This window comes from Shewanella sp. ALD9, from assembly GCF_002836315.1.
Taxonomy (GTDB): Bacteria; Pseudomonadota; Gammaproteobacteria; order Enterobacterales; family Shewanellaceae; genus Shewanella.
The window spans coordinates 250,432-267,227 of sequence record NZ_PJCD01000041.1 but is presented as its reverse complement, the minus strand read 5'-3'; the positions used below and the strand labels follow the sequence as shown (position 1 = coordinate 267,227).

At 41.0% G+C, this 16,796-nt stretch carries 9 protein-coding genes; 6 read left to right on the top strand and 3 right to left on the bottom strand.

All coding sequences use genetic code 11. The annotated features are described in order from the left end of the window. The first annotated feature begins 64 nt into the window (after window positions 1–64). Window positions 65–802: a pyruvate formate lyase 1-activating protein gene (gene pflA, locus CXF88_RS17830; RefSeq protein ID WP_101088044.1), complete on the top strand. Its 738-nt coding sequence runs from the start codon at window positions 65–67 to the stop codon at window positions 800–802. A 53-nt stretch (window positions 803–855) separates the two neighbouring features. On the opposite strand, the gene yfbV is transcribed toward pflA, so the two are convergent. Then, the gene (yfbV, locus tag CXF88_RS17825) at window positions 856–1,299 is read right to left on the bottom strand and encodes a terminus macrodomain insulation protein YfbV (RefSeq protein ID WP_101088042.1); all 444 of its coding nucleotides are present in this window, start codon (window positions 1,297–1,299) and stop codon (window positions 856–858) included. A gap of 223 nt (window positions 1,300–1,522) precedes the next feature. Between yfbV and ackA the strand changes: the two genes are divergently transcribed. Continuing rightward, entirely contained in the window at window positions 1,523–2,725 is a 1,203-nt protein-coding gene (gene ackA / locus CXF88_RS17820; protein WP_101088040.1) for an acetate kinase, read from the top strand. Window positions 2,726–2,787: 62 nt separating this feature from the next. Beyond that, entirely contained in the window at window positions 2,788–4,938 is a 2,151-nt protein-coding gene (gene pta / locus CXF88_RS17815) for a phosphate acetyltransferase (protein WP_101088038.1), read from the top strand. A 264-nt stretch (window positions 4,939–5,202) separates the two neighbouring features. Here the strand turns inward: pta and topA are convergent, their stop codons facing one another. After that, a complete protein-coding gene (gene topA, locus CXF88_RS17810; protein ID WP_101088036.1) occupies window positions 5,203–7,842 on the bottom strand; it encodes a type I DNA topoisomerase in 2,640 nt (879 codons plus the stop codon). A 391-nt stretch (window positions 7,843–8,233) separates the two neighbouring features. Between topA and astB the strand changes: the two genes are divergently transcribed. Continuing rightward, window positions 8,234–9,568 carry an N-succinylarginine dihydrolase gene (astB, locus tag CXF88_RS17805; protein ID WP_101088034.1) on the top strand — a complete coding sequence of 445 codons (1,335 nt, stop codon included), beginning with the start codon at window positions 8,234–8,236 and terminating at the stop codon, window positions 9,566–9,568. Between the two features lie 447 nt (window positions 9,569–10,015). Here astB and CXF88_RS17800 read toward each other — a convergent pair whose 3' ends face one another. Further along, the gene (locus CXF88_RS17800; protein ID WP_101088033.1) at window positions 10,016–14,278 is read right to left on the bottom strand and encodes an invasin domain 3-containing protein; all 4,263 of its coding nucleotides are present in this window, start codon (window positions 14,276–14,278) and stop codon (window positions 10,016–10,018) included. A gap of 224 nt (window positions 14,279–14,502) precedes the next feature. Here CXF88_RS17800 and CXF88_RS17795 point away from each other — a divergent pair, with 224 nt between their 5' ends. Both CXF88_RS17795 and CXF88_RS17790 read left to right on the top strand, forming a co-directional pair. After that, entirely contained in the window at window positions 14,503–15,813 is a 1,311-nt protein-coding gene (locus CXF88_RS17795) for a dicarboxylate/amino acid:cation symporter (protein ID WP_277949095.1), read from the top strand. Between the two features lie 186 nt (window positions 15,814–15,999). Next, the gene (locus CXF88_RS17790; protein ID WP_059745481.1) at window positions 16,000–16,677 is read left to right on the top strand and encodes a LysE family transporter; all 678 of its coding nucleotides are present in this window, start codon (window positions 16,000–16,002) and stop codon (window positions 16,675–16,677) included. The last annotated feature ends 119 nt before the right edge of the window (window positions 16,678–16,796 follow it).

Here is a 16,796-nt window from a genome sequence, read left to right as displayed (position 1 = left end):
GGCTGTATCGATGTGTAACATCTTATCGATACAGCCTTTTTTATACCCATTTTAAGGAACAACAATGACGTTAGGTCGCATACATTCAGTGGAATCATTCGGAACCGTTGACGGTCCAGGAATTCGCTACATCGCTTTTATGCAAGGTTGCCTTATGCGCTGCCAATATTGTCATAATCGTGATACATGGGATCTAGATGGCGGTAAGGAAGTTTCTGTTGATGAAATAATGAGCCAAGTCATTTCATATCAACCCTTTTTAGACGCCAGCGGTGGTGGCATTACAGCCAGTGGTGGTGAAGCAATTTTACAAGCTCAATTTGTCAGCGAACTGTTTAAAGCCTGCAAAAGTCAGGGTATACACACTTGCTTAGACACCAACGGCTTTGTGCGTAAATACGAACCCGTAATAGATGAGTTGCTCGACAATACTGACTTAGTGTTACTTGATATCAAACAAATGGACGATGCCAAACACATCGAACTGACTAAAGTCAGTAACCATCGAACACTACAGTTTGCGCAATATCTTACCAAACGAAATATTAAAACCTGGATCCGTTATGTGGTTGTCGCTGGATTTACTGAAGATGTCGAATCAGCCATCGCATTAGCTGAGTTCATTAAACCGATGAGCAATGTTGAAAAAGTTGAATTATTGCCTTATCACCCGTTAGGGGAACATAAATGGCAAGCTTTTGGCGAAACGTATACTTTGGCAGATATTTCACCGCCAAGTACAGAAATTATGCAGAGAATTCAGCAGGTGTTTGTTGACCGAGGTATTAACGCTACATTTTAGTCACAATAACAATAAACAGATGTAAATTAGCATCGGCTTATACATAAGATGAATTATAATTCGTCCCAGTAACTTTGATCTAAACGTTCAAAAGCCAGTTTCAAAATGGTGGCCATATCAGAATAGCAGGCTTTTGCGCCTAAAGGTTGGCAATAAATACCCATCTCAGTCAATGCTGAGCTGAGTTGGTTGCCCCAATCAAATAATGATAACGGTAACGGATGGCTCGCTCGCCAACCTAACCATAATAAGCCTTGTAGTGGCAAGCTGATAAAAAAGAGCAACATCGTTAATGCTTGCGGTAAATAATCCCAGCCAAATATATACAGCTGGCTAGCCGCAACGACTAATGCCAACACAGGCATTGCAATAATCGCTAATTGAGTCGCTTTGACGACACGGTACTCAGGGAAATAAAACCCAAGTTGCCTAACCATTGGCCAGGTCTTCATATAACGTTGACCATCGCCAAGTAATTTAACCAAATTCATGTTCAATATACGGCTACCTTTACAGCTTGGGACATGAGTATAACGATAACATAATACAGTGTCATGCCCAAAATGCACTGGAGAATTTACGCCTATACTGATTTAAATTTCAGTCGTAAATCACGGTAAGAACACCGAAGTGTGGCGTTTATGAATGAATAATCATAAACCTTAATCAAAATGGAATTTTACTATTTTATTTAGTTTCATTGACTTAAAAGGCGTTAACATGTCAGACAAATTAGTACTCGTGCTCAACTGCGGTAGCTCATCATTAAAATTTGCCATCATTGATGCTCAATCAGGCGATGATAAAGTTTCTGGATTAGCTGAATGTTTTGGTTTAGAAGATTCACGCATTAAGTGGAAATCTGATGGCAGCAAGAATGAAGCCAAATTAGGTGCCTTTACTGCGCATCGCGAAGCGGTAGAATTCATCGTTAATAACATTTTGGCAGACCATCCAGAACTTGCGGCACAAATTAAAGCCGTTGGTCATCGTATCGTCCATGGTGGTGAAAAGTTTACTCGCTCGGTTATTGTTACACCGGATGTCATTCAGGGTATTGAAGATTGTGCGTCATTAGCGCCTCTGCATAATCCTGCGCATTTAATTGGTATTCGTGCCGCGCTCGCTTCATTCCCAGATTTGCCACAAGTTGCAGTATTTGACACCGCATTTCATCAAACCATGCCCGAAAAGGCATATATTTATGCCCTACCCTACAAATTGTATCGTGAACATAGTATTCGCCGTTATGGCATGCATGGTACTAGCAACATCTATATTTGTCGTGAAGCAGCCAAAGTATTAGGCAAAGAGACTAAAGACACCAATATTATTTGTGCACATTTAGGTAATGGTGCATCGGTAACGGCCATTAAAGGTGGCAAAAGTGTCGACACGTCAATGGGCTTAACTCCGCTTGAAGGTTTAGTTATGGGTACACGTTGCGGCGATTTAGACCCATCAATTATTTTCCATTTAGTTAAACAACTTGGCTATACCCTTGATGAAGTCAATAACCTACTGAATAAGCAAAGTGGTTTATTGGGTATTTCAGAACTCACCAACGATTGTCGTGGGATTGAAGAAGGTTATCAAGACGGTCACAAAGGTGCCACACTAGCCTTAGATATCTTCTGCTATCGTTTAGCCAAATATATCGCCTCTTACACTGTGCCATTAGGGCGTTTAGACGCCATTATATTTACTGGCGGTATTGGCGAAAACTCAGACCTTATTCGCGAGAAAGTCCTTAATTTATTGGCAATATTTAACTTCAAAGTCGATGATAATTTGAATAAAGCGGCTCGTTTTGGCCAGCAAGGCATCATTACCCAAGTAGGTAGCCCTATTGCTATGGTCATACCAACAAATGAAGAGTGGGTTATTGCCGAAGATGCTATTAAGCTGATCACAGCTAAATAAGCAGCTTATTCGGTATTATATTCGGTTAATTAACATGAACAATACGCACACAAGAGGTCGTCATGTCTCGTAATATTATGCTTATTCCAATCGGTATTGGAGTGGGATTAACATCACTAAGCTTAGGTATGGTTCGTGCACTTGAACGCAAAGGCGTTAAAGTGCAATTTTTTAAACCTATTGCGCAAATTCGATCCGGTGATACTGGTCCAGAACGTTCAACCACTATTTTAAGCACGTCTCCAACTGTTAATCCGTTGGAACCTTATTCAATGGTCCATGCTGAAGCGTTAATCCGTTCAGAGCAAACTGATGTCCTACTAGAACAGATTATTGCCCGCGCAGCAGAATGCGCCAGTAATACTGAAATCCTAGTGGTTGAAGGCTTAGTACCAACACGTAGCCATCCATTTGCTGATGACATTAACTATGAAATTGCCAAAGCATTAGACGCCGATGTTATTTTCATCGCAACCCCTGGAAACGATACGCCTAATGGATTAATGAATCGATTAGAAATCGCCTTTAACTCTTGGGGTGGACAGAAAAACAAACGTTTAATTGGCGCTATCATCAATAAAATTGGTGCTCCCGTTGACAACGAAGGTCGCACTCGTCCTGATTTATCTGAAGTATTTGATGATAAAAATATGAACGCGGTTGATAGCTCGGGAATGTTCCAACTTCCGGGTAAAAGTCCGCTGCGTATATTAGGCAGTGTGCCATACAATTTAGAGCTAATTGCCCCGCGCGCATCTGATTTAGCTAAGCACTTAAATGCCAAAATCATTAATGCCGGTGAAATGCATACTCGTCGTATGCGCCGTGTAACATTTTGTGCCCGTAGCCTGCCTAACATGGTTACTCACATCAAAACAAATTCATTGTTAGTGACTTCTGGCGATCGCTCCGACGTGATCGTATCTGCATGTTTAGCAGCCATGAACGGCGTTAAAATTGGCGCGTTGTTGCTTACTGGGGGCTACCCGCCAGAACCAGAAATCATGAAGTTATGTGAACAAGCTTTTGAAACCGGCTTGCCAGTATTTTTAATTGATTCCAATACATGGCAGACCTCGCTCAATATTCAACGTTTTGATCATGAAGTGCCTGTGGATGATGCGGTGCGCGTTGAAAAAGTGCAAGAATACGTGGCCAGCCATATCGACCAAACCTGGATTGAAAGTGTTACCCAGGATTCTCCACGTGAACACCGTCTATCTCCTCCGGCATTCCGTTACAAGTTAACTGAACTAGCCCGTGCAGCCCGTAAAACTATCGTGCTTCCTGAAGGTGAAGAGCCTAGAACCGTTAAGGCTGCATCAATCTGTGCAGAACGGGGTATTGCTCGTTGCGTGTTAATCGGTAACCGCGAAGAGATCTTACGCGTTGCATCGCAACAAGATGTTATTTTAGGTGAAGGCATCGAAATCATTGAGCCAGAAACTGTGCGTGAAAAGTACGTTGAGCCTATGCTCGAATTACGTCGCAGCAAAGGATTAACAGAAGTTGTTGCCCGTGAACAACTGGAAGATAACATGGTGCTTGGTACCATGATGCTGGCACAAGATGAAGTTGATGGAATTGTGTCTGGTGCTATTCATACTACGGCACACACTATTCGCCCACCATTGCAGTTGATCAAAACGGCACCGGGTTCTAGCTTAGTGTCATCGATTTTCTTCATGCTGATGCCAGATCAAGTATTAGTGTATGGTGATTGCGCGATTAACCCAGATCCAAGTCCTGAACAGCTAGCCGATATTGCGATTCAGTCAGCTGAATCAGCTAAAGCCTTTGGTATTGAGCCTCGCGTTGCGATGATCAGTTACTCAACGGGGACTTCTGGCACCGGTTCAGATGTGGATAAAGTACGCGAAGCCACACGAATCGCTAAAGAAAAACGTCCGGACTTGATTATCGATGGTCCATTGCAATACGATGCAGCAGTCATGCCTAACGTAGCGCTCTCTAAAGCACCTGACAGCCCTGTCGCAGGTAAAGCAACCGTATTTGTGTTCCCAGATTTAAACACGGGTAACACCACATACAAGGCGGTACAGCGTAGTGCTGATTTAATCAGCATCGGGCCAATGCTTCAAGGTATGCGTAAACCGGTTAACGATTTATCACGCGGCGCATTAGTCGATGATATTGTCTACACCATTGCGTTAACGGCGATTCAAGCTGCACAGAATAGTGAGAAAAAATAACGTCAGGCACTTCAGTGTAATATCGTTGTGAATTTACAATAAATGACCACTAAAAAAGCACTGATATTTATCGGTGCTTTTTTAGTGTCTGATGTCTTAGATTTTTTGTTTTTTTGCCTGTTTGCCTGTTTGCCTGTTTGCAAAAGCATGTCCCTATGCGGTTCATGATACAAAAAATAATTAAGTCATTTATGGCACAAACAAAAACGCTACCCAATTGGGTAGCGTTTATAAAGAGCGTTATGTATCAATCAATACTAAAAATTATTTCTTAGCTTTTTTCTTAGTTGATTCACTAACCCATTTACCGCCGATAAACTTAGAAGACCAACCGGTAGCTTTGCCGTCAACTTCAGTAGCAACATACTGCTCTTTGGTTTTACGACTAAATTTAACCGAGGCTTTATTGCCTTCATCATCTTCGACTGGCGCATCGGCAAGATACGCATATTTAGGCCATAACAAATCGCGATACTGCACTAACTCTTCCACTAACGGCGCACGTGTTTCACGCGATTTAGGGAAAGTACTGGCGGCTAAAAATATGCCCGCAGCACCATCACGAAGCACAAAGTGAGCATCCGATTTAGTACATTTTAATTCAGGTAAGAAAATAGGATCTTCTTTTGGTGGCGCCGCTTCACCGCTTCTCAGCAACTTACGGGTGTTTTTACACTCACTATTGGTGCAACCAAAATACTTACCAAATCGACCGTTTTTAAGTTCCATATTATTGCCGCAACGATCGCACTCAATAATTGGACCTTCATAGCCTTTAATCTTAAATTGTCCGGCTTCAACTTCGTAACCATCACATGACGGGTTATTACCACAAACATGTAATTTACGTGTTTCGTCAATGAGATAACTGTCCATCGCGGTACCACACTTACCACAACGATGTTTAGCACGTAACGCTTCCGTTTCGCCATCTTCATTGTCGCTTACCGCTTCTTCACCTGGGGTTAAGTTAAGCGTGGTCTTACAACGTTCTTTAGGTGGTAACGCATAACCAGAACAACCTAAGAACACCCCTGTTGAACCAGTACGAATACCCATTGGACGGCCACAGGTTGGACACTTAATGTCGTCTGTTAATACCATCTCATTAGGGCGCATACCACCTTCATCAGGATCTAACTCGGCCAACAATAACTGCTTGGTAAAGTCGCCATAAAAACCGTCTAATACTTTTTTCCAGTCCAGCTTACCTTGAGCAACATCATCTAATGTTTGCTCCATGCTGGCGGTAAAGTCGTAGCTCATTAATTCTTTAAAACTGCCGACTAAGCGTTCGCTGACAATCTCACCCATTTTTTCAGCAAAGAAACGGCGGTTATCAACTTTAACGTAACCACGATCCTGAATGGTTGAAATAATCGTCGCATACGTTGAAGGACGACCAATACCACGCTTCTCAAGCTCTTTAACCAAAGACGCTTCACTGTAACGCGGCGCAGGCTTGGTAAAGTGTTGCTTAGGAGATAAGGTTTCAAGCACTAACTTGTCACCTTTTGCAACGACTGGTAGCGTCTTATCTTCTTCGTTTTTCTTACTCACTTGTGGCTGAACACGAGTCCAACCATCAAAACGTAAGGTACGGCCACTGGCTTTTAATTCGTAATCACCCGCGGTTACCGTTAAACGTGTTGCATCATATTGAGCAGGTGTCATTTGACATGACACAAATTGACGCCAGATAAGCTCATACAAGCGCTGAGCGTCTCTTTCCATATCGGTTAACGAAGCGGCCTGCACAGCCACGTTCGACGGTCTAATAGCTTCATGCGCCTCTTGAGCGCCCTCTTTGCTACCATAACGAATAGGTTCTGCCGGTAAATACTTGTCACCGAACTCGGCACCAATCATTTCACGTAAGTTTTCAACCGCTTCTTTACTCAAATTGGTTGAATCGGTACGCATATACGTAATGTGGCCAGCTTCGTACAAACGCTGCGCCATCATCATGGTTTTCTTAACACCAAAACTAAGACGAGTACTGGCAGCTTGCTGCAATGTCGACGTAATATAAGGTGCCGAAGGTTTGCTTGAGGTTGCTTTATCTTCACGTGCAGTAACAACATATGCTGCATCACGTAATGCATCGACAGCAACTTTAGCTTGCGCTTCATTAATCGGTTCAAATGCAGCAGATTGATACTTCATCACCTGCATTTTCAAGCTAGCGGCGGTAGGTGTATTTAACTCAGCATGGATATCCCAAAACTCTTCTGGAACAAACGCTTTAATTTCACTTTCACGCTCTACAACTAAGCGCACTGCTACCGACTGAACACGCCCAGCAGATAAACCACGAGCGACTTTTTTCCATAATAATGGTGATACCATAAAGCCAACAACACGGTCTAAAAAGCGACGAGCTTGCTGGGCATTAACCATATTGGTATCAAGTACCGACGGTTTACTAAACGCATCTTGAATCGCTGTTTTAGTAATTTCGTTGAACACAACTCGCTGATACCGTGAAGGATCACCACCAATAATTTCCTGTAAATGCCAGGCAATGGCTTCCCCTTCACGGTCCAAATCCGTTGCGAGATATATTTGGTCAGCAGTTTCTGCTAACGCTTTTAATTCTTTAACAACTTTTTCTTTACCAGGCAGAATTTGATACTTAGCCGCCCAGTCTTTATCTGGGTTAACACCCATTCGCGCCACAAGCGCTTGTTTGTCTCTGATCAGCTTGTATTTAGCTTTTTCTTCAGGAGATAATTTCTTAACTTCTGCTGCGGTTTTAGTCACAGTTGTACCGTCAGAAGTAGACGAAGTTGGTAAGTCACGAATATGACCTACACTCGACTTCACAATGAAGTCTTTACCAAGATATTTATTAATTGTCTTGGCTTTGGCCGGCGATTCGACAATAACTAGCGATTTACCCATAGTTTTATTTGCGCCAAAAAGTCTCGAAAAAAAGAAAATTGATTCCATATATAGAGGGTTGAGACAATAGTTTCAAGTTAATCCCTCTTTTACATGGCTAGTAAGTCATTTTTTAATCAGAATTGAATCAAAAATAAAAAATGTAAAAAATAATATGCGTTTTTTAAACGTAATTTTTCACTTAATGATACTTGCGAGCACCTTCAGTGCATTTTTAGTCATTTATACACATTTGTACAAATTAACCACACCTTGTTAACCCTTATAGCTTCAGTATACTGGGGTTAAATTAGCGTTAACTGACATGAACAATCACGTTCCTTTTTTATAAGTAACACAAATGAGTGTAACTACAATAATAATTATTCACTAAAATTCTCAAGGATCACGAATGAAGCATTTTGAAGCGAACTTTGATGGCTTGGTTGGACCAACCCATAACTATGCCGGATTATCATTTGGTAATGTGGCCTCATTTAGTAATGCGGCCCAGACATCAAATCCTAAAGCGGCAGCTAAACAAGGTTTGCAAAAAGCCAAGTCATTAGCAGATTTGGGGATGGTGCAAGGGGTATTAGCCCCACAGGAGCGCCCAGACCTATACACATTGCGTCGAATTGGTTTTTCTGGGTCTGACGCTGAGGTTTTACAAAAAGCTGCTCAGCAGGCTCCTGCGCTACTTAATGCTTGTTGCAGTGCATCAAGTATGTGGACAGCTAACGCGGCTACAGTGTCACCCAGTGCAGACACCTGTGACGGTAAAGTTCACTTCACCCCAGCTAATTTAGTTGATAAATTACACCGCAGTATTGAACCTGTCACTACCGGCAATATTTTGCAGGCGACATTTAATAACGACCGCTATTTTAAGCATCATCAACATTTGCCAGAACACGCAAGCTTTGGTGATGAAGGAGCAGCCAATCATACTCGCCTATGTTCTGAATATGGTCATGCTGGCGTTGAATTATTTGTCTATGGTCAAACAGCAACTAACCCTAACGCCCCTAAACCAACAAAATATCCAGCTCGCCAAACTTTGGAAGCATCTCAAGCAGTAGCGCGGTTGCACCAACTTGAAGATGAAAGCTGCGTGTTTATGCAGCAAAATCCAGATGTGATTGATCAAGGTGTATTCCACAATGACGTCATTTCAGTGGGTAACAAAAATGTGTTGTTCTACCACGAACAAGCGTTTTTAAATACCGAAGCAAAGTTCGATGAAATTCGCCGTAAAATGAACTCTGACATGCATTTTGTCAAAGTCACCACAGAGCAAGTATCCATTGATAATGCCGTTCGTAGTTACTTATTTAATACCCAAATCATCACCCTACCTTCAGGTGAAATGGCCATTATTGCGCCAACAAATTGCCAGGAAAACCCTGCGGTATTTGCTTACTTAAATGAACTTGTTACCTTAGGCACGCCGATCAAACAAGTGCGCTATTATGATGTTAAGCAAAGTATGCAAAACGGTGGTGGTCCAGCCTGTTTACGTTTACGAGTCGCGATGAACGAACAAGAAGTCGCTGCAGTTAATCAAAACACATTAATGAATGACGGTTTATTTACGCGCTTAAATACCTGGGTTGATAGACATTATCGTGACCAACTCACGGTAAGCGATCTAGCAGATCCACAATTAATTATTGAATCACGCACCGCGTTAGATGAACTCACACAAATATTAAAGTTAGGCAGCGTGTATCAGTTCCAAAGATAACGTTAACCAATAAGCTATTAATTAAGCTTTTGGTAAATTATAAATTTATTATGTTTGTAAATGTCACTAATTTTATGATTAGTGACATTTTTACACTATAGCTAGCACCAGTAAGTTAAATGGTAGCAACAACTCAACCTATCAGATGTAACTCACCTTTGACATAAATCCCATCATCTTTAGTTATTAACAAATTGATAAATAGCTATTATCTAATTTGTTAATCCACCAAACACAACCTATATAGGTAAATTATTAGCGTCTTAACAATCCGTTCTTTAGTTTCCTTCATTAAGATAAATCAGCCTAACCAGCATTTTTTATTTCGATAAAGAACAATATATTACACCATAAAAAAGGCCACAATTAATTTTGTGGCCGATTAAATTACTACTTATGAAGCATTCGTAAAATCAAAGTATCTCAAAATAATAAGCCTACTTATTATCAACCATCATCTCGAACATTAACACTGTATGAAATCGGATCGCCGTAAATAGTTTTAACTGTAATAGATAATAATCCAACTGATTTTTGATTTGGGCTAGCCTCTCGAGTTACAGTAAATGGATACAATAATGGTTTATTGGAGGTATTGTTGCCGATAATATAAGACGATGTAGATGTGGATAACGCTCCATTATCAGTGGCTGCAGAAATATCAGTACCATTGGCAAGGGTATTATTATTAAGATCCGAGACAAATAAATAAACAGTTTTTGAGGATACACCTGTTGCCGCAGTTAAATCTATATCGACTACAGGGGTAATGTTCCCCAAGCTGTCAATATCAACTAAACGACCGTATGGCACAGAGCCCGACATAACAATCGGCATATTCCTGAATACATTTAGCTGTGCTTGAGTGTTATTGACTCCGGTTTGAGTACAGTCAGCAGCTGAACCCGTTGCGCACAAAAGACCAGTATAAAATGTATCCTTGGTATCAAAGCTTCCATTAGCATTAAAGTCAATGAACTCTTCGTTAACCGCGCCTAAAGGCAATGATGAACCACGATAAACCCCATCTTCGTTATCATCGGTAAACGCTTCAGATAAATCAATGAAATCCTCATCTGTATCAAAAAGTCCATTACCGTTTAAATCAACAAAACTTTCCTCACCTATCGCATAAGCTGTAATAGTTGAACGACCAGGACGAGGTTCAACAATCACCGAGCCTGTCCCATCAACGTAAGCTGATAATAGTGGACCTGTACAAGGTGGAACATTAGATCCATTGAAAGCAACAGGACAAACAACAGATGTTCCATCAAATGGGCGTGGATTCTGACTAGTCCAATCTACAGAACAAGCCCCTGTTCGACCAGCCGTTTCACAGCTAGCGCCGATAGAGCCGCCTTCAGTTCTAAAGTTGATCACAGTCCCATCAGGAACAGGATTATTAAAATGATCTGCTGAACGAATGGTAATCGTCGATGATTCTCCATCATGACTCCAACCCTCTACGTTTAACGTTGTCGCTGACAACGAGAAACTATTGTAATCTGCTAAGCCAGTTGTCACGGTTAAACTATCAGACACATTTGACACTATAAGACTTGTTGGATCTGTAGCATCCTGCCACAGAGCAAAAACTTTAACAGGCGTTGGTATTGTTCCTGAACGTACAGTGACAGATACATTACCATTCATATCCGTATAAGCTACTGCATATTTATTAGGGATAGTAATATCGCTAGGATACTCAGCGTCACCTACTTTAGGAAAATTAGGGCAGTTTATAAAATCATCAGCTAATGGTGCTGGCGTTAATACCATGCCACCCACATCAGTAGACAGTTCAAAACAAACTCTTTCAGAACTTGCAGGCTGACCAATCTCATTAAGCAACTTGAAAGCGACATTTGAGGTTTCAGAACGAGCACCTGCACCGTCAAGACCTCCGGATACTTTAATGGCTAGCTCCTTTGGTGATGCACTGACGAATTGAATTGCACCGACCGCATTGGGGCTAATGGTGATATCCGCAGTTGCACTTACACTTGATGCTCCTGTAATTGCTGAAACAGTAACAGTATCCGTACCTTGACAATTAATGCTTCGATAGGTAGCAAAACCTTTACCCGCATTTGTTATCACCGGAGAATCAACCACTGCATTACCTGCCGACATACATTGAGAAGCAAACTCTAATGTAAATGGTTGGCTTGTCTCAATACTTCCATCCGGAGATTTAACGGTCACTTCAATAACAGTAGAACCACCAGCAGGTAAAGTATTAGTACCTATATAGGTACTAACTTCAAGAGAGATATCTACACGACCAATCTCAAACGCTTTGGTAGAAGTCACTTGTTTAACTTTTAAAGACACTTCACCGGCACCAACATCACCATTTGAATAAAGGTCTAGTACAGCTTTACCATCTGCATTTGTTATTGCCGTGGCAGAATTAGGGCTAATTGCACCTAATGTCGTACCAGCAGTTACTAATACTTGTTTTAAAGGTTGATTAGAACCATCAAGTTTAACTATTGCCCCTAAAATACCAGGCCGTTGATTGGTAATATTATCTGTAACAGGACATAATTCGAAATTTTTCAATGCCTTATCAAAACCTACAACACCATTACAGTCATAAATTTCAAAACTGATAGATGGGTCTGCTGCGACAGGATCGATATCATCACCAGCCGTGGTAAAACTAGCTGTTGCCGTCGTTAAGCCATAGCTAGCAGTTACAGTTGCAGCCCCCTCAACGGTTCCTGCTGTAATAGTTAATTCAGCTTTACCTGCTCCATCAGTAAGAGCTGTCCCTACTGAAGGTAAAAACTCACCTAAGCTACTAGAAAATGATACAACTTTTCCACTTAATGGGTTGTTATTTCGGTCAAGTAGATAAACTTGTACACGGCCTGGAGATGCTTGGCTAATACTAGAAGCCTGATTTCCAGTACCATCCAATAAGCTTATAGATAATGAATTGTTTTCACCATCGCCACCAGGAGCATCGCCAGCCACACTATAATTAAATGTTTCGACCAATAACTCACTGCCTAGATTAAAGGTTGCTTGAATAGTACCAGCACCATCCACCGTACCAGTTAATAGAGTCACTTTAGCAAAACCACTCGCATCAGTTAGTGCATTACCTGACGTTGGATTAATCACCCCCTCACCAACTAGAGAGAAATTAATTAATGCATTCGGCACAGCTATTCCATCTTTTAATAACGAAGCTATTACTGTTCCTGGCGAAGTCTTACTTATATTTCGTAATTCATTACTCGATGAATCGAATACTGTAAGATTTAGAGTATAAGAATCGATAGGCTTAATAATGACTTCATCGCCCAAGGTCTCAAAATAGATACTTACTTTAGAAGTCTCTATTTCAACAGATAACTTAGCCGCTCCCGCAACATTACCAGCGGTCAAACTAATTGATGCAACACCGTTAATGTCAGTAACAACTGTACCTATGATAGGGGATAGATTCCCTAAACTAGAAGAGAACGTTGCTAATTTACCAACCAGAGGTAATCCATTTAAATCAACATATGTAGCTTCCACTTTAGCTGGAGTGGAATTACTTATTATAGAGATTGGGTTACCGCTATTATCAACTAACTTTAACGATAATCTATTGGTACCTGCTGCGACACCATCACCTAACATGTAAAAATTAACAGACGTAGTTAAACCTAATGCGGAGCTAATAGTGACTGTTGCGGCAGTCTCCACATCAGCTGTACGCAATTTAATTTTTGCAATTCCTGTAGCATTAGTAAGCGCAGTTCGACTAGCAGGCTCAAATGTACCGTAAGAACTATCATTTAAAGCAAATGAAACGACTTGATTTGCAATACCTACTCCAGCAGAGTCCGCCAAAGCAACCTCTATGTAGCCCGGTTGCGCATCTGAAATTTCAGTTATTGCAGTACCCGCAGCATTAAGTAATTTGGCTGTTAATGTTGAAGAGCCTGAAACACCAGCATCACCTTTAGAATAAAAATTAATCCCAATAGTTTCTTGTTCATCAATAGTAACATTAACTGTGCCAGCACCCTCTTTGTTGGCTGCTATGACTTTAATCATAGCCATACCGTCAGCATCTGTTAACGCAGTTCCACTATTAGGGATAAAAGTCGCTAAGGCTGTATCGTTTAGTTCAAAACTCACAAGACGATTAACTATTGGATTGCCAGCGGGGTCTTGGTAATCAACATGAATATATCCAGGCGTCAAAAAACTAATATTACTAATCTCATTACCGGCGGTGTCTTTTAAAGAAAGCTTTATTTGATTCTCACCTGTCACGGCACCATCACCAGACATTGTTACACCTGTAGATGCCGATTCACCAGAATCAAGAGATGCAGTAACAGTAACGGCCCCTTGAGAAGATGAAGTACTTAACGTTACTTCAGCAACACCATCAGCATTAGTTTTGGCTGTACCTGACGTCGGAGTAAAAACCCCAAATGAACTATCAGATAAAGAAAAAGTAACAACCTTGTTCGCCACTGAATTATTAAGTGAACTCGAAACAGTTGCTTTTAGAATTGCAGGCGAAGCTGCTGATATATCGTTCGATGAAGTACTCAGTGAAATAGATAAAACTTCTGTTATTCCACCATCGCCTCCAGAATCAGTTCCATCATCAGTAATACTTCCTCCTCCACCACACGCGAAGAGAAAAATTGAACATAAAAGCGCAAAATAAACTTTATATGCTGACCTCATTGTCAGGCTCCCTGTTACATTAAGATTAAACTAAATAATTATTATAGTTACTTATACATTAACAATACGCAAACATCTTATAACTTTAGCATAACTCTACTATTTTATTCGCTATTTATTGGCGAAAACTTTCACTTTTATGCCATTTCCTAAGTTGCCGATACCTGCTAATCTTTAGCGCATTCAATAAAGACATAAAATAATATGATGAGAAGGAACACTCTGTGAGTAATCAATACAAGCTCGGACTCACGAGCAAAATTTTAATTGGCATGGCATTAGGCATTATATTTGGCCTAGCATTGAGAAACTTTTTCCCTGGTAGTCAATTTATTCAAGAGTACATTACCGATGGATTCTTACATGTCATTGGTACTATCTTCATCTCAAGCTTAAAAATGCTTGTCGTACCTTTGGTATTTATCTCATTAGTATGCGGTACTTGCTCCCTTAGCGATCCATCTAAACTGGGACGTCTTGGTGGCAAGACCATATCCTTCTATTTATTCACTACCGCTATTGCGCTCACTATTGCGATTCTAGCAGCCGTGTTAATCCATCCAGGTAATGCCAGTTTGGCCGGTAACGTATTAGAATACTCGGCAAAAGACGCGCCTAGCCTGTCTGAAGTCATTATTAATATTGTACCGACAAACCCTATGCAAGCGATGAGTGAAGGCAATATGTTGCAGATTATCCTATTTGCAGTTGTTTTTGGCTTTGCCATCTCACATATTGGTGAAAGAGGTACGCGTATAGCGTCATTTTTTAACGACTTAAATGATGTGATTATGCGTGTGGTTACCTTAATTATGCAGTTAGCACCTTATGGTGTGTTTGCACTGATGGCGACCCTCAGCTTAACGTTGGGCTTAGAAACCTTCGGTAGTGTTGTCAAATACTTCCTCCTGGTGGTTGCCGTTTTATTTATCCAAGGCTTAGTGGTTTACCCTACTCTACTAAAACTGTTCTCGGGTCTCAGCCCGTTGATGTTTTTACGTAAAATCCGCGACGTACAGCTGTTTGCTTTTAGTACCGCAAGTTCCAACGCAACATTGCCGGTAACCATTGAAACCGCAGAGCACAGAATGGGCGTCGACAACAAAATCGCGTCATTCACCTTACCACTTGGTGCCACTCTCAACATGGATGGCACCGCCATTATGCAGGGTGTTGCAACGGTATTTATTGCCCAAGTATTTGGTATTGAACTGAGCATCATGGATTACGCGACTGTAGTGGTAACGGCCACACTGGCATCTATCGGTACTGCGGGTGTGCCTGGTGTCGGCCTTATTATGCTGGCAATGGTGTTAAACCAAGTAGGCTTACCGGTTGAAGGTATTGCCTTAATTATTGGTGTAGACAGAATGCTAGACATGATCCGCACTGCAGTAAACGTCACTGGTGATGCAGTGGCTACGGTGATCATTGCCAAATCAGAAGGCGAATTTAATGAAGAAGTCTTCAACGATTCGCAAGCAGGTAAAGCAGCCAAAAGTTTTGAAGAACAAGTGCTTAACGCCAAAAAATAACACTTAAGTTCACCTTATATAAAAAAGCGCTAATTTAGCGCTTTTTTATTATCTTTTTCCTACATAAATGTGCCATTATCATCAACTTACATTGAAATAAGCTCTCATAGATATCAACAAATGGATATCAACAAATGGATATCAACAAAATCTAGCCAGCTTTAACTTATAAAAAACGGAATAAATATGGACATGACTTTATTGGCGGGTTTAGCGGTTATTCACATTGTGGCATTAATGAGCCCAGGACCTGACTTTGCCATTATCGTTAAAATGGCTACGCAGCAAACACGCTTAACCGCACTTTATTGTGCCTTCGGCATTGCTGTCGCTATCTTAATTCACACTTTTTTGTCGTTGATGGGCATCAGTGTGATGATACAACAGTCTCATGTTGCCTTTATGACCGTACAACTAATTGGCAGTAGCTATTTAGCATGGATGGGATATGGGGCGCTCAAGTCAGCTATCACCAGTATGATTAGCAAACGTCGTAATTCAGATATTTCATCAACGCAACCTAATGTGGCAAAAGCGGCGCTGATATCGTCATTAAAGGGATTTAAAGTTGGACTATATACCAATCTACTGAATCCTAAAGCGCTGATCTTTTTTATTACTTTATTTTCTGTATTGATTACGCCACAAGTCAATTACTCAACTAAAATTGCCGCCACGGTATTGTTATTTGTGTTGTCATTGGCGTGGTTTAGTTTACTCGCACTGATCCTATCTAAACCTCGGGTACAACAAAAATTACTCGCGGCCAATACCATTATAGATCTACTCGTTGGGATTATTTTTATTGCCGTTGCAGTCACGATTGCCAATAATATAATTCATCAAATTATCGGTCAGTTTTAAACATGATTAAATTCGATTAAGTAAGCAGTTGAATAATTTGACTATTTTTATCAAGCAGTTACCTGTTTGAGCCACGATGCTTACCCGTTTATAGCTTTAAACTAAGAGACTTTATTTAG

What these genes read in the sequence shown, in the direction of transcription:
- pta (WP_101088038.1), top strand. Translation starts at nt 2,788, where the DNA reads ATGTCTCGTAATATTATGCTTATTCCAATCGGTATTGGAGTGGGATTA.
- CXF88_RS17800 (WP_101088033.1), bottom strand. Translation starts at nt 14,278, where the DNA reads ATGAGGTCAGCATATAAAGTTTATTTTGCGCTTTTATGTTCAATTTTT.
- astB (WP_101088034.1), top strand. Translation starts at nt 8,234, where the DNA reads ATGAAGCATTTTGAAGCGAACTTTGATGGCTTGGTTGGACCAACCCAT.
- topA (WP_101088036.1), bottom strand. Translation starts at nt 7,842, where the DNA reads ATGGGTAAATCGCTAGTTATTGTCGAATCGCCGGCCAAAGCCAAGACA.
- pflA (WP_101088044.1), top strand. Translation starts at nt 65, where the DNA reads ATGACGTTAGGTCGCATACATTCAGTGGAATCATTCGGAACCGTTGAC.
- ackA (WP_101088040.1), top strand. Translation starts at nt 1,523, where the DNA reads ATGTCAGACAAATTAGTACTCGTGCTCAACTGCGGTAGCTCATCATTA.
- CXF88_RS17790 (WP_059745481.1), top strand. Translation starts at nt 16,000, where the DNA reads ATGGACATGACTTTATTGGCGGGTTTAGCGGTTATTCACATTGTGGCA.